A 13,828-nucleotide genomic window follows, 5' to 3' on the forward strand; every position below is an offset into this window, starting at 1 on the left:
TTTGCGCCTGTGTGGGACAGCCCGCCGCATGACGCAAAGGAAAACCGCAGCCAGAGCATGAATCCATTTCATGGGCGCGATAAGGCGGGGCGATCTTATCCGGCCCCGGGTGCCGCTCCAGATTGGCAGGCAGACGCCACATCCGCATTGGAGCCCCCGACATGACCTCGCCGATCCCTTCGACCGATCCCCGCAACCCCGCTCGCCGCGAGCTGCTGCTCGCCGGCGCGATGGGCGCTGCCGCGCTTGGTGTCGCCTCGCTGAGCGCCGAGTCCGCGCTGGCGCAGGCAGACACAGAATGGGACAAGACCTTCCCGCAGAGCGACCGCGTCGAGCACGCGAAGGTCAGCTTCACCAACCGCTACGGCATCGCGCTGGTCGGTGATCTCTACCTGCCGAAGGATCGCGGCGACGCGCCGCTTGCCGCGCTGGCCGTCGCCGGCCCCTTCGGCGCCGTCAAGGAACAGGCCGCGGGCCTCTACGCGCAGGAGATGGCCGAGCGCGGCTTTGCCACGCTTGCCTTCGATCCCTCATACATCGGCGAGAGCGGCGGCACGCCGCGCTATGTCGCCTCGCCCGACATCAACACCGAGGATTTCATGGCCGCGGTCGACTTCCTCGGCCTGCACGGCGCGGTGGACCGCGAACGCATCGGTTTGATCGGCATCTGCGGATTTGGCGGCATGGCGCTGAACGCGGCAGCGCCCGACAAGCGGGTCAGGGCCGTGGCGGTGACCTCGATGTACGACATGAGCCGGGTGATCGCGCGCGGCTATTACGACGCGATGACCGACGCGCAGCGCGCCGAGGCGCTGACCGCGATGAGCCTGCAGCGCTGGGAGGACGCGGCATCGGGCGGCGCCCCTAAGCTGGCGGGCGGCCTGCCAGAAACGCTCGACGGCATCGATGATCCGGTGATCGCCATGTACCACGCCTATTACAAGACGGAGCGCGGCTATCACCCGCGCGCGCTCAACTCGAACGGCGGCTGGAACGTCACTTCGGGCCTGTCCTTCATGAACATGCCGCTGCTGACCTACATCGACGAGATCTCGCCCCGCCCGGCGCTGATCATCGCCGGGTCGGAGGCGCATTCGCGCTACTTCAGCGAAGACGCCTACGCCGCGGCCGCCGAACCGAAGGAGCTGATGATCATCGACGGCGCGGATCACTGCGATCTTTACGACCAAAAGGACATCATCCCCTTCGACCGGCTGCAGGCGTTCTTCGAGGGCCATCTGGCGTAACGCTCCGGGCAGATGGGCTTTCATCTGAGCCGCGCGCTGGACACCGGGCTCACGCGGGCAAGGGCGGGCGGACAGACGTCGCCTCTTGCATTCCACGCGGGCTGGCCCAGGGTCTTCCCGGCCATGCCCGCCGCGCGCCCGCTCTTCGCGGGCCGCGCCAACTGAAATCCTGCGGCGCGGCCGTTGCGCCCCGCCGTTCCACCAAGGGAGACACCCCATGAAGATCACCCGAGCCGGCACAACGCCCTCCGCCCCCGGTCCCGAGGCCTATTTCACCGGCACCGTGCGCATAGACCCGATGTTCCAGGCCGAGGCGCCGGGCCGCACCGGCGGCGCCCATGTCACCTTCGAGCCCGGCGCCCGCACCGCCTGGCACACGCACCCGGCGGGGCAGACGATCATCATCACCTTCGGCCGCGGCCGCGTGCAGCGCGAGGGCGGTCCGGTCGAGGAGGTCACCGCGGGCGACGTGGTCTTCTTCCCCGCCGGGGAGAAACACTGGCACGGCGCCGCGCCCGAGACCGCCATGTCGCATATCGCCATCCAGGAGAGCATCGACGGCACGGCGGTGACCTGGCTCGAGAAGGTCGCGGACGCGGATTACAACGGCTGAGGTCCAGCGGACCCCGGCGGGGGGGCCAGGATGACCCCTTTGCCGGGGCGGGCGATGTCCGGCCCGGTGAGGCTCCGAAGTTGCCATGGCCCTCCGGCGGGCGTCGGCGGGGCGGCAAAGGGACCTTGCGTCATCCTGCCGTGTGCGCAGGTGGCAAGGGGAAATGTCCCGAGGGGTTCGATGCGCGGTGCCTCGGTGTCTATTTTTCGTGCAAAAAACGCTCGGCGCGGGCCAAAAGCCCATTTTCTGGACAGGACGCCCGCGGGATTTCGCTCAGACGGGCTCGGCGAGGGCTCGCCGAGATCCCGTCCGGACACAGAGTTATCGTTTCCGTACAAAACTCATTGTGAGTCAATCGTTTCTAAAAAATTCAAAATCGCGCATCGGCGCGCATGTATCGGCACATCACCGCCTTCCGGCGGGATCTGTCCGCTTTTCCTGAGCGGATCCGGGGCCTGAGCGCCGATCCGCCAGCGGCGTGTCGGCGGCAAGTCACCCAGTCTTTCAAGCGAGGCTTCCAATCGAAAGGCACCTCTGGGTGGATGCAGCGTCCAATCGATTTTCAAGATGGACCAAGCATTTGCAAACCAAAGCAGCAATTCGGGACAAAGTTACAAATGAGCGTTGAAAACTGGGAAAATCTCGCGTTCGAAGGAGCGCAAGGCTTCGGAGCCGGTGCGACCGGCGGACGTGGCGGTGACGTCGTGAAGGTCACAAATCTCAACGGATCCGGCGAGGGATCGCTCCGTTGGGCCCTCGAGGATCTCGATGGCCCGCGCATTGTCGTGTTCGCCGTTGGTGGACAAATCGACCTCAAGGACGAAATTCAAATTAACGGTGACGTCACTCTCGCCGGGCAGACCGCGCCCGGGGGCATCACCGTCACCGGCGCGCGCCTGCGCGTGGTCGACAGCAACGTGATCATCCGGGGCATGAACCTGCGCCCGGGCGAGTCCCGGGATGGCTACGATCCCGACAACCGCGACGGCATCTCCGTCGGCAAGGGTGGCAGGGTGGTCGAGGACGTGATCATCGACAGCAACTCGATCACCTGGGCGGTCGACGAGAATACCTCGACCTGGAACCGGCCGAGCAACGTCACCTGGTCGAACAACATCATCGCCGAGGGGCTCGACCGCTCGATCCATCCCAAGGGCGAGCACAGCATGGGGATGCTGATCGGCGACGGGAGCGAGAACATCAGCATCATCGGCAATCTCTTTGCCAGCAACGACCAGCGCAATGCGGTGGTCAAGGATGCCTCCGAGCATATCGAGTACATCAACAACGTCGTCTACAACTATGGCCATCAGGGGCTCGAGGTCCAGGGCGGCAGCGTCCACGCGATCGGCAACGTGATGATTTCCGGCGCGGATTCCAACGGGCGCGCCGCGATCCGCTTCAACGACGGTGATGGCCGTAACGCCTTCTACGTCTCGGACAACAGCTCGGAGGTCGGCGGCACTGCCACCGACAAGATCAGGAGCGGCTATGTCTTCGATCCGGCCACCAAGGAGATCATCCCCAGCGAGGACGTCCGCGAGTGGGTGCTGTCGCACGCCGGGGTGATCATCGACGGCGAGCGCAGCCGGATCGACCAGCGCATCATCGACTCGGTGGTGGACGACGACGGGCGCATCATCGACTCGCCGGACGATGTCGGCGGCTACCTCGACCGCGGCAGTTCCTCGGCGCTGAGGGACAGCGACGACGACGGCATCCCCGACGCCTACGAGCAGCTGCTCGGCTCCGATGCCCACAAGTCCGACGCGCAGGGGGATGCGGACGGGGACGGGCTTGCCAATATCGAGGACTACATCAACTCGCTGCTCGATGGCTCGGGTCCGGCCCCGAGCCGCTACGCCGTCTCGGTCGACAGCTCCGACTTCGTCGCCGAAGACGCCGCGGGGCCCGACTCCTTCATCATCGAGGCCGAGGATTTCGACATCAAGGAAGGCTTCGACGTCGCGCGGCTCATGGCCGCCTCCGACGGCAAGGTGCTCAGCGCGCTGCGCGATGCCGAGGCGACGACCACCTTCAAGGGGGACTCGGGCACCTATGACATCGGCGTCCAGTACTTCGACGAGGCGGACGGCGTGTCCTATCTAGAGGTCCGTCTCAACGGCAAGGTGCTCGACGCCTGGCACTGGCGGGCGGATCTTGGCAGCAACCTCGCCAACTGGATGACCAAGACGACCCACGTGATCGACAATGTCGAGCTCGAGGCCGGCGACGAGATCATGCTGGTCGGCTCCGGCGACCGCGCGAACGAGCCGATGCGCATCGACGCGCTCGAGTTCACTGCGGTCGACACGGTGCTGGCCTGATCGCCGAACGGGTCTCGGACCTTCCGGGCGGCGTGCCTCTCGCGCCGCCCGCGGTGACATACGGATGCGGCTCCGTTCTGACCGAGGCTTGACGCGCGGGGGCTAAGGGCCACGGCGTTATTCCGGCCCGGACTCCAGCGACAGCGCGCCGTCGATGTCGAGCCGCAGCCGCCCCCGCTCGACCCGCAGCACGCGGACGGGTGCCTGCTTTTCCTCGAGCCGCCGTCGCAGCAGAAGCAGGCGGGTTTCGAGGTTGTCCTTGATCTCCGGCATCCGGCTGCCCGCGGCCAGTCGCAATTCGCGGTTGGTGAACTCGCTCCTGCCCTCGTTCAGGTGCCAGTCCAGCATCATGCGCAGCAGCATCCCGGCGACCCCCTTCACGATGTAGACGCCATCGACGAAGACGCTGTCGTCGTAGCCATGATGAAGCACGCGGACCTGCCGGCCCGGGGCAGGGAGCGGCCGGGGGCGCAGTCGCCCCGGCTCTGCCGCCGCCGCCTCCTGCTCGCTCGCCCGCAGCGCGGTCGCGGCCTGGGCCGCGAGGATCCGCAGCGCGGCCTCGTCCTCCTCGCGGAAGGCGAGCCGCTCGGGGCTCTCGACGAAGAGCACCCCGGTCAACACTCCCCGGGACATCATCGGGACGGCGATCTGGCTCATCGCCGAGGGCAGCTGCGGGAAGGCGACCGAGCGGGTCGCGTTTTCCGAGGCGTCTGCTTCGGCCTCGAGCGTGATCGCCTCTCCGAAGCGGCGGACCCTGCTCATGTCGCTGACCTTGATCGCTCGGCCGCTGGCCGCAGCCTCGCCGATCAGCCCCGCGCCGCCCGGAGCCTCGGAGCCGAGGCCCGAGCGCGCGTAACCCATGCTTCCGGTCGTCACCAGCGCCCCGGACGCGCCGTCGCGGATGAGCACCAGCGCCTGCTCGTGGCCGAGCACCTGCCGGACCCCCGCCAGCAGGCTGTCGATGATCCCGTCGGCGGCGGCCTGCATCTCGATCCCGGCGACAGCCTCGGCCAGGGCGGCCAGATCGACCGGGTCGCGGCGCGGGGCAGGGCGGCACTCCACCGGCGAGGGCACCTTCTCGATGGCGTGGACGCGGAAGATGTCGGCGCTGCGCAGCCGCATGACCTCGGACATGCCGACCTGCGCGCTGCTCGCCTTGAGCTGGCCGGCGATCCGCTCGAACAGCGCGCCGCTCTCCACAGATCGCTGGAAGCCGATGTCGAGCAGGTATTGCTCGCCGGTGGTGCCGTCGACGAGGATCAGCGTGACCTGCGTGTTTGCGCGCACGTTTGCCGCCGTCTTGGCGAAGAACTGGTTGGAAATCGCCACGTGGTCGTCATCCACCCGCAGCACGTGCGACAGGTAGGAGATGTTCGGCGTCCCGTCGGCGGCGGCGGTGGCGATGATCGAAGGGATGACGCCCTCGAAACAGGCCGAGAGATCGGCGAGGCGCAGGTTCATCGGGCACCCGTTCCGGCACTCATCCCGGCAAGCGGGCCGGGCGTCTGGTGGTAGATCTCGCGGATGCTCATCCGGGCGACCCGCGCGTCGCTGGCGGTGAGCCACTGCTCGATCAGGGGCGTCGCCACGCCGAGCGATTCAAGCTCGCGCGTCGCCGAGGCGATGAAGCGCCCGGCGCTCTCGCGATCCGCCGCGCCCGGCGCGCGCAGGACCGCCGCGCCCTTCAACTGGAAGCTGACATAGTCGGACGGGCTCACGAATGTGGCAGCAAGCTTTCCGACCTCGCGGATGCAGGTCTCGAGCCGCGGCCATTGCCAGGCCGAAAAGAGCAGGTCGATGGTCGCGCGATCCTCGTGCAGCGCGAACCCGATGCCGCGACCGGCCGCGGGTCGCCCGCCGCCGTCCGTCGCCGCGATGATGCACATCAGCGGCCGGTCGAAGAAGTCGAGAAGCCTGTCGTCAACGTTCAAGGCCGCAACCGCCGCTGGTCCGGAATCACTTAGCAATCTTTTAAGATATCCGGACCCGATTTGCGCATTCATTTAGGAACGCCGGTTTTCCAGTGGCGGTATTCAGGCGCCATCCCGGTCGGTGGCCCGCGAGCCTGCGGACCAAGCCGCACCGAGACACAGCAACAGGGCCGGACCCCGCGCCCGTCCAGAGGAAACCGACAGATGACACAGATGACCCCGATCAGGGACGACTACACGCTGAGCCAGAGCCAGATCGACACCTATCTCGCGCGGATCGGCATGGCGCGGCCGGTGCAGGCGGACCTGCAGAGCCTCACTCAGCTGCACCGCGCCCACCTGCTGACCTTCCCCTTCGAGGCGCTCGATGCCTTCATGGGCTGGCCCTCGGGCTTCACGCCCGCGGCCGCCTTCGACAAGATGGTCCTGCAGCGGCGCGGCGGCTGGTGTTTCGAGATGAACGGCCTCTTCGGCGCGGTGCTGCAGGGGCTCGGCTTCCGCGTCACCCGGCTTTGCGGCGGCGTGCACCGCGAGATGCTCGGGGACATGGCGGTCGGCAACCACCTGACGCTGCGGGTCGACCTCGATCGCCCCTACCTCGCCGAGGTCGGCGTGGCGGATGCCATCTTCGAGCCGGTGCCGCTTGCGCTCGGACCAATCCGCCAGCGTGGCTTCGACTTCGAGATCACCGAGGCGGACGGGGGCTGGCTGCGCTTCAACAACCACCCGCAGGGCATCGCGAGGAGCTTCGACTTCCGCCCCGATCACGCCGACGAGGAAGCGATGACCGCCGCCCATGCCTGGCTGATGCAGGACCCCGGCTCGCCCTTCACCAACGCGCTCGCGGTGATGCGGCATACCGAGGACGGCTATGTCGCGCTGCAGAACGACCAGCTGCGCCGCGTCACCTCCGGCAAGGTCTTCGAAGGGCAGGTGACCGGGGCCGCGCATCTGGCGGAGATTCTGGAGACGGTCTTCGACCTCGATGTCCCGAAACCCGAAGACATCTGGGCGCGGGTCCAGTCGCGCGTCCGGAGCGAGGCCGCCTGACACGCGCACCTGCGCCTTGTTCGCGAGGCGCAGGACCTTCCGTCCCGCGAAACGGGCTCTCTCCGTCAGGGAGAGGGCCCGAGCGTGGAAAGCAACCTCTTTGCGCGTGAATGTCCGAGATTGAACAAATGCAGGGTGCGCCGGGCGCAATATGGCCTGCAGGCGGTCTTGTGGATAACTTGCAACAGCTTCCGCCTGATGAATTGTCCTTATTGAATACCTTTTCGCGATCTTTCCGCATCGTCCTAGCATGGGCGACAAGTGGGGCACGAGAAACGGTGTAACGGGGAGCAGGGGATGAAGCGGGTACTGGTACTTTCGGTAATCTTGGCGCTCGGCGCTTGCGAGAACGCATCCTACAGTGATCGGACTCTGTCGACGAAGGACACGGCGAGCCTCGGTTTCTATCCCGATGATCAGCTTCTGGTTTCGGCCAAGATGCAGTTCCGGGAAAGAAACTACGGGAAATCCTACAAGCTGTTCAAGGAAGCTCTGGACGTCGTGCCGGACGATACCGAGGCATGGCTTGGATACGCGGCAAGCGCGGACATGCTGCGGCAATTCGAGCGTGCGGATTACGCCTATCGCCGCCTGCAGCCGGTCATCGGGCAACGCGTGGAATTCCTGAACAATTACGGTTACTCCATGCTGTTGCGCGGAGAGCTGGTGGCGGCCCGGAAATATTTCCTTGCCGCCTACGAAAAGGATCCGTCCAATCCGATCACCGCGAACAATCTCGAACTTCTCAGGAATTCGGTGAGTTCGCCGAAGCGCGCGGTCGGAGATCTGCGCGGCATCTGACGCGATATCTCCATGGAGGTGATATCGACGCTCGCGCAATTGGCCGCCGTCGGGCTTCTCGGCTGGGTGGCGGTCCATGACGCGCGGCATTTCCGCATCCGCAACGCCACCGTGCTCGCCATGCTCGGCCTTTATGTCCTGGCCCAGGGCGCGATGCTCTTCCCGACCCTGCCCGGCGATCTGCTGGTGGGCGGGCTGCTGTTCGGCGTCGGCTTCGTCATGTGGCTCCTTCGCGCCCTCGGGGCAGGGGACGTCAAGCTCATGCTGCCGCTGGGGATGATGCTCGGGGTGCAGGGCGTTCTTCCCTTCGCCGTCCTGCTCATGGTGCTGTCTCTGGTATTCTACCTGCTGATCGTCATCTTCTGGAAATTTCGCGCAGAAACAGGCCCTTGGGGGTGGTTCGCGCGCATGAAGGCCGAGGGGCGCGTGCCCTATGGCGTGCTTCTCGCGCTGGCGGGCGCGCCGGTCCTCTTCATACATGCTATTTGGAATGTTTGAATTTCGGCAAAAATGAGGTAAGCTGGTCTTACATTGAACGTGACTTTTGCCGCTTGTTCTGGCGCACCCCGTTGGTAACCAGTTCGGAAAGATGAATATGTTTAAAGGGTTTCGCAGGGCCGAGGACGGCTTCATTCTCATTTTTTCCCTGCTGCTGCTTCCACTTTTCCTTGGGTTCGGGCTGATTCTTTTCGATATCGGCCGGGGCAATAACGCGCACGCGGATCTCCAGGCGGCGGCTGACGCCGTGGCGCTGGCCGGTGCCCGCGAACTCGACGGTGGCGCCGATGCCCTGGACAGGGCGCGCAATGCGATGGCGCAGCTCGACAATTCGGTGACGCTGCTGCAATTCGCCAGCACCACGCCCATTTCCCTGAGATATGACGCAACGGATTCGCCGTTCTATGTCCGATTCCTCGACGAGATTCCGGAATTGGACACGACGCCGATCAACGCAGCATGGCTCACCAATCACACGACATCGGATCCCGCAGAGGCGGAATATGTCTTCGTCCAGGCGCAATCCGCGGATCTCGAGACGCTATTCGCGCGGGCGCTGAATGCCGTCGCCGGAGGTGTTCCGGTGGCCGCTGTCGCCGTGGCGAAAGCTGAATCGGCCGCCTGCGATATTCCGCCGCTCTTCATCTGCAATCCCTTCGAATATGATTCGTCCGGAAATTATGTCGGGGATGGCCTGCAGCTCGCGTTCCAGAATGGAGACCTGCACGGGCGCCTGATTCGCCTGCACCCTTCCGGAAATGAAACGCCGATGCCGGGCAACTTCGGATTTCTCGACGTGAGCGCCGCGAATGTCTCGACGGCTGAAAGTCCGAGTGGTGGCGCGCGCTCGATCAACGACTATTTCGCGGGGCGGCGGAACCAGACCTGCTATTCCTCTGACCGTGTCACCACGAAGCCGGGGGCCAGCAATTCGATCCGGAGCGGTATCAATACGCGGTTCGACATGTTCGCCGGTCCCTACAGTTCGGGCAGCGTCAAGGGGCAGGAGCCCTTCAATGTCCGCACGTCGCTCAACGTCAGGAAGGGCATCCTGCCGGCCACGCAGGGCAACAAGGTGGACAATTGCGTGATGAAAGGCGGTTCGATCAACAGCAAGGCCGTCATTGGGGACGATCACGTCTGGACACCGGGTGTCGGCTTCAATGCCAATGGGGTCACGGATTATGCCTATGGGCTGCCGGACAACCTCACGATGCAGGCGCCGGCGACCGGCGGCTCGGTTACTGCCGATGACGTGGCCGGGGCCTATATCGGCCGCGGCGCATGGAGCGGACAGACCTACCTCGACCGGAACTACGGCAGCTACGCGCCGGTCTACGCGGACATTCCAAGCTCATTCCCGGGAACGGTCGAGGGCTATTCGGGCCCGGGAACGGTCGGCGCGTCGCGCTATGACGTCTACCAGTACGAGCTGGGGACGCAGGTGACGGTGAACGGATCGCAGGTCCCGCTCTACGAGGTCCGCGCGCCGGGCAATCCCGCGGTCACGAATCCCTCGCCGAACGGCGAGAGCGGGGCCGCGCTGTGCAATCCGGACAACGTGGTGGACGAAGAGCTGCCGGACCCGCGCGTCCTGGTCGCGGCAATCATCGACTGCGGCACCAATGCGGACGAGAGCGGCCGCAGCGAGCTGCCGGTGAACAGCTATGCCAGCATCTTCATGGCACGACCGATGATGAGCTATTCCCCGGGTGTCGATATGACGATCGACGTCGAGATCATCGATATTACCGGATATGGCGGCAACGGAACGCTCGAGACTTTCATTCGCCAGGAGGCGGTTCTCGTCCGCTGAGTCGGGTCAAATCAATTGCTCTGGCGGCATATTTTATCTGACGATTCGTGAATTGATTCTGATTTGTGTCCTGAGAATTCCGGGATTCTCGACTTAAGAGCATCTCGAGGGGCAACGTTTCCATTGATTGTTGCTATATTCGTAATCAGTTTGTTCGAATTCGTGAAATCTGTTCCGCAATTTCAGATCCTGGTGCAAATCATATTTACTTGCTGTCGATATTGTGTCAGACTTTTGGTCATAAGGTGCAGATTGTTGGGCGCCTTTGATCCTGGAAGTCTTGTAACGATCCTGCGCTCGGAGTGAGCGCTCATTTTATGGAGAAACACATGTTTGTACGTTTGAAAATGGTTCCGGTTTTCGCCAAGGACATCGCGCAGCGTTTCCGCCGTGATGAAGACGGCCTGGCGCTCACCGAATATCTGGTCGTTCTGGGCCTGCTGATCGGTGGCGTCATCGCGGCGGTCACGCTCTTCGGTGACAACCTGAACATTGCCTGGACGCAGTGGGCAGGCTGGATCCTGACCAACATCTCCGCGCCGGGCTCGACGGTCACCACGCCGACTCCGTAACGACCAGGTCCGGTCGAGCTGCGACTGACCAAATCCGATGCGGGAGTAGCGCGAAGATACTGCTTCGCCCCGCATCGGATAACTCTCCCAACTCTTTTGAGTTCTCCGCCGGGCTCGAACGCCTTGCACAGGGCGCAAGACCGTGGAGCTTTCGGCCTCATTTCCGGCAAAGGTATTTCCCTTCAGGAGAAAACCCATGCGTTTCTCGGTAGTTCTCAGTTTCATTGTTGCAATCGCGCTCGCGGCGCTGGCCGTCTTCGGCGCGCGGGGTTGGCTCAACGACCAGCGCATCCTGCTGATGTCGTCCGATGGCCAGCAGACCCCCGCCAAGCCGGAACACACCATCGTCGTCGCGGGCGAGCCGATCTCCTTCGGTGAGCGGTTGATCCCGACCAAGCTGCGCGAGATTGCCTGGAGCGGCGAGATCGTGCCCGAGGGGGCCTTCCTGAAGGCCACGGATCTCGTGCCCGACGACAGCGACGAGAAGGCGCGTTTCGCGCTCACCAACATGTCCGTGGGCGAGCCGATCCTCGCCAGCAAGATCACCATGCCGGGGCAGCGCGCCAAGATGTCGACCGCGCTCAGCCCGGGGATGAAGGCGATCTCCATCCGCGTGAACGACGTGCTGGGCGTGGCCGGGTTTGTCCTTCCGGGCGACCGGGTCGACGTATTGCTGACCCGCCGCGGCGAAAACCAGGACTCCTATGTCGATGTCCTGCTCCAGGGGGTCCGCGTATTGGCGATCGACCAGATCGCCGACGAATTGAAGGACCAGCCGAGCGTCGTCCGCTCCGTCACGTTCGAGGTGAATACCTCCGAGGCGCAGAAACTGGTGCTTGGCGGAAACGTCGGCACGCTTTCGCTGGCGCTGCGCAATGTCGCTTCCAATGACATCGAGGCGAACGAGCGTATTACGCTGGCCGATCTTTCCGACTTCGACGTGGCCGAGGATTTGGTCCCGGTTCCGGTCCAGGCGGTCCCGGACGAGAATTCCAGGCAGCTGGACGAGATGCAAGTGTTGCTCAAAAGCACTCTTGACGGGATTTCCGATCGTCTGGGCAGCGTCGAGGATAAAATTGAGAAGTCAAAACCGGTTGAAATTGAGAAGGTAGTCGAACGTGTTGTGGTTGCGCCGCCGCCGAGAGCCGAAAAGGCCACGGTGACCGTGATCCGCGACGGACGACGTGACGAATACAAGGTCCAGCCAAGTTTTGCGGGCTCCCATGACGTCAGAATGAGCGGCGAGCCGGAACTTCTGACGGTTCAGCTGAAAGAGTAGGCGGGGAGCGCTGCAGGACGGAGGGCCGGGCAAGAAAATCGAGCAGCGGGACAAAGTCATGATTTGGTCGAGTTCACTTTCCAGGTGGTTGGTACGTCGAATTGAAAGGTCAGCGGTCATCCTGGCACTGGGGCTGTGTTCCCTTGCCGGGGTGCCGGGGGAGCTGGCGGCGCAAAGCCAGGACATCATCATCGACGACGGGAGCGTGTCGAAAGTGGTGCTTTCGCCCAGCACGACGCTGACGGTCAACACCAACCAGCCCTTCGCGGACATCGTCATCGGCGACACGAACATCGCGGACGTGTTCCCGCTGACCGACAATTCGCTCTACATCCAGGCCAAGACCGCGGGGCTCACCAACGTCACGCTCTACTCGAACGACAAGCAGTTGCTCGAAGTGATCGACGTCCGCGTGCAGGTCGACTTCAGCGACCTGGAAAACGTCATCCGCCGCACCGTGCCGAGCGCGCAGGTGGACGTGCTCAACGTCAACAACCGCATTCGCGTCTCGGGGCTGGTGAAGGACAACGTCGACCGCCAGCGCATCCTGCAGATCGCCTCGCAGTACTCGGCCGACCCGGTGGTCGATGCGCTCAAGGTCGCCAGCGCGCAGCAGGTCGAGCTCGACGTGCGCATCCTCGAGGTCGAGCGCAACTCGGGCCGCAGCCTGGGCGTCGACCTGACCGGCACGCGCGACAATGGCGAGACCGCCTTCGTGACGAACGGCGCGACCCTCGCGGCGCAGTCGGGCACGCCCTTCGGGACCGCCGTGGGCGAGCTGCTGGAGATCTCCGGCTTCGAGATCGACATCGTGATCAACGCGCTCGAGCAGAAGGGCCTCGCGCGGCGTCTCGCCAACCCCAAGCTGGTGACCACCAGCGGGATCGAGGCGAACTTCGTGGTCGGCGGCGAGGTGCCGATCAGCGTGGCGCAGGTGAACGAGAACGGCACCGCGGTGCAGAGCACCGACTACCGTGAATACGGTGTGCGCCTGAACTTCGTACCCGTGGTGCTCGACGATCAGCTGATCAGCCTGCGCATCATGCCCGAGGTCAGCGACATCGACCCCTCGGTCTCGGTGAACGGCCAGCCTGCCTTCATCTCGCGCAAGGCCGAGACCACCGTCTCGCTGCGCAACGGCCAGAGCTTTGCCATCGCCGGCCTGCTGCAGGCGAACAACGCGCGCAGCGTCGACCAGGTGCCGTGGCTCGGGCAGATCCCGGTGCTGGGCACGCTGTTCAGCTCGCGCAGCTTCGAGAAGCGCGAGTCCGACCTGGTGATCCTCGTGACGCCGCGGCTCGTGGCCCCGGTCGGCCCGGACACACCGCTGCGCTCGCCGCTCGACAACACGCGCTCGTCCAACGACATCGAGCTCTTCCTGCTCGGCATGCTCGAGGTCGACCGTGATCTCCTGCGCCGTTTCCGCGAGGGTGCCGGCGTCGTCGGCCCCTATGGCCACATGATCGATCTGGAGTTCGACGATGCCGTCATCGCAAAGAAATAAGGCTCTCTTTGCCGCCGGTGCGGTGGCGCTGCTGCTGTCGGCCTGCGGCCCGGCGGACTACCTGAACAACTGGGACACGTCCTCCGCGCGCAGCGGGGACGCCATGGAGGCCAACACCGCCATCCAGGAACTCGAAGCCTGGCCGCCCGCGGCCTACAGGACGACGGTGGGCTCCGGCGGCTAAGCCGAC

General features: G+C 64.6%; 13 protein-coding genes. 11 read left to right on the forward strand and 2 right to left on the reverse strand.

Annotation, left to right across the window (positions count from 1 at the left end; translation table 11 throughout):
• Positions 1-161: 161 nt before the first annotated feature.
• From PVT71_RS20550 to PVT71_RS20560, 3 genes are all read left to right on the forward strand, one after another.
• Positions 162-1,247, forward strand: coding sequence for an alpha/beta hydrolase (locus tag PVT71_RS20550; RefSeq protein ID WP_353474329.1), 1,086 nt, complete (start codon positions 162-164; stop codon positions 1,245-1,247).
• A 217-nt stretch (positions 1,248-1,464) separates the two neighbouring features.
• Entirely contained in the window at positions 1,465-1,860 is a 396-nt protein-coding gene (locus PVT71_RS20555) for a cupin domain-containing protein (RefSeq protein ID WP_353474330.1), read from the forward strand.
• A gap of 704 nt (positions 1,861-2,564) precedes the next feature.
• The gene (locus PVT71_RS20560) at positions 2,565-4,187 is read left to right on the forward strand and encodes a hypothetical protein (RefSeq protein WP_353474332.1); all 1,623 of its coding nucleotides are present in this window, start codon (positions 2,565-2,567) and stop codon (positions 4,185-4,187) included.
• A gap of 117 nt (positions 4,188-4,304) precedes the next feature.
• On the opposite strand, the gene PVT71_RS20565 is transcribed toward PVT71_RS20560, so the two are convergent.
• A complete protein-coding gene (locus tag PVT71_RS20565) occupies positions 4,305-5,648 on the reverse strand; it encodes a GAF domain-containing protein (RefSeq protein WP_353474333.1) in 1,344 nt (447 codons plus the stop codon).
• On the reverse strand, positions 5,645-6,118 hold the full coding sequence (locus tag PVT71_RS20570) for a hypothetical protein (RefSeq protein WP_353474334.1): 474 nt from the start codon (positions 6,116-6,118) through the stop codon (positions 5,645-5,647). The genes PVT71_RS20565 and PVT71_RS20570 overlap by 4 nt, the downstream gene beginning before the upstream one ends.
• A 204-nt stretch (positions 6,119-6,322) precedes the next feature.
• On the opposite strand from PVT71_RS20570, the gene PVT71_RS20575 reads away from it, so the two are divergent.
• The 8 genes from PVT71_RS20575 (at position 6,323) to PVT71_RS20610 (ending at position 13,822) form a co-directional block, all read left to right on the forward strand.
• Positions 6,323-7,168, forward strand: coding sequence for an arylamine N-acetyltransferase (locus PVT71_RS20575; protein WP_353474335.1), 846 nt, complete (start codon positions 6,323-6,325; stop codon positions 7,166-7,168).
• Between the two features lie 297 nt (positions 7,169-7,465).
• The gene (locus PVT71_RS20580) at positions 7,466-7,969 is read left to right on the forward strand and encodes a hypothetical protein (protein ID WP_353474336.1); all 504 of its coding nucleotides are present in this window, start codon (positions 7,466-7,468) and stop codon (positions 7,967-7,969) included.
• A 12-nt stretch (positions 7,970-7,981) separates the two neighbouring features.
• On the forward strand, positions 7,982-8,467 hold the full coding sequence (locus tag PVT71_RS20585) for a prepilin peptidase (protein WP_353474337.1): 486 nt from the start codon (positions 7,982-7,984) through the stop codon (positions 8,465-8,467).
• 97 nt (positions 8,468-8,564) lie between these two features.
• Positions 8,565-10,283 carry a pilus assembly protein TadG-related protein gene (locus tag PVT71_RS20590; RefSeq protein WP_353474338.1) on the forward strand — a complete coding sequence of 573 codons (1,719 nt, stop codon included), beginning with the start codon at positions 8,565-8,567 and terminating at the stop codon, positions 10,281-10,283.
• A gap of 329 nt (positions 10,284-10,612) precedes the next feature.
• Complete coding sequence (locus PVT71_RS20595; protein ID WP_353474339.1) at positions 10,613-10,855, forward strand: hypothetical protein; 243 nt, start codon at positions 10,613-10,615, stop codon at positions 10,853-10,855.
• Positions 10,856-11,051: 196 nt separating this feature from the next.
• Positions 11,052-12,134, forward strand: coding sequence for a Flp pilus assembly protein CpaB (gene cpaB, locus PVT71_RS20600; protein ID WP_353474340.1), 1,083 nt, complete (start codon positions 11,052-11,054; stop codon positions 12,132-12,134).
• A 205-nt stretch (positions 12,135-12,339) separates the two neighbouring features.
• Positions 12,340-13,638 (forward strand): type II and III secretion system protein family protein, encoded by a 1,299-nt coding sequence (locus PVT71_RS20605; protein ID WP_353474341.1) that lies wholly within the window; start codon positions 12,340-12,342, stop codon positions 13,636-13,638.
• Positions 13,616-13,822, forward strand: a complete 207-nt coding sequence (locus PVT71_RS20610) for a hypothetical protein (protein WP_353474342.1) — start codon at positions 13,616-13,618, stop codon at positions 13,820-13,822. Before PVT71_RS20605 ends, PVT71_RS20610 begins: the two co-directional genes overlap by 23 nt.
• Positions 13,823-13,828: the final 6 nt, after the last annotated feature.

Source organism: Salipiger sp. H15 (genome assembly GCF_040409955.1).
In the GTDB taxonomy this organism is placed as follows: domain Bacteria; phylum Pseudomonadota; class Alphaproteobacteria; order Rhodobacterales; family Rhodobacteraceae; genus Salipiger.

Excerpts from the sequence above, each read along its gene's own strand:
- PVT71_RS20580 (WP_353474336.1), top strand. The coding sequence starts at position 7,466 with ATGAAGCGGGTACTGGTACTTTCGGTAATCTTGGCGCTCGGCGCTTGC.
- cpaB (WP_353474340.1), top strand. The coding sequence starts at position 11,052 with ATGCGTTTCTCGGTAGTTCTCAGTTTCATTGTTGCAATCGCGCTCGCG.
- PVT71_RS20590 (WP_353474338.1), top strand. The coding sequence starts at position 8,565 with ATGTTTAAAGGGTTTCGCAGGGCCGAGGACGGCTTCATTCTCATTTTT.
- PVT71_RS20565 (WP_353474333.1), bottom strand. The coding sequence starts at position 5,648 with ATGAACCTGCGCCTCGCCGATCTCTCGGCCTGTTTCGAGGGCGTCATC.
- PVT71_RS20585 (WP_353474337.1), top strand. The coding sequence starts at position 7,982 with ATGGAGGTGATATCGACGCTCGCGCAATTGGCCGCCGTCGGGCTTCTC.
- PVT71_RS20595 (WP_353474339.1), top strand. The coding sequence starts at position 10,613 with ATGTTTGTACGTTTGAAAATGGTTCCGGTTTTCGCCAAGGACATCGCG.
- PVT71_RS20610 (WP_353474342.1), top strand. The coding sequence starts at position 13,616 with ATGCCGTCATCGCAAAGAAATAAGGCTCTCTTTGCCGCCGGTGCGGTG.
- PVT71_RS20550 (WP_353474329.1), top strand. The coding sequence starts at position 162 with ATGACCTCGCCGATCCCTTCGACCGATCCCCGCAACCCCGCTCGCCGC.
- PVT71_RS20575 (WP_353474335.1), top strand. The coding sequence starts at position 6,323 with ATGACACAGATGACCCCGATCAGGGACGACTACACGCTGAGCCAGAGC.
- PVT71_RS20555 (WP_353474330.1), top strand. The coding sequence starts at position 1,465 with ATGAAGATCACCCGAGCCGGCACAACGCCCTCCGCCCCCGGTCCCGAG.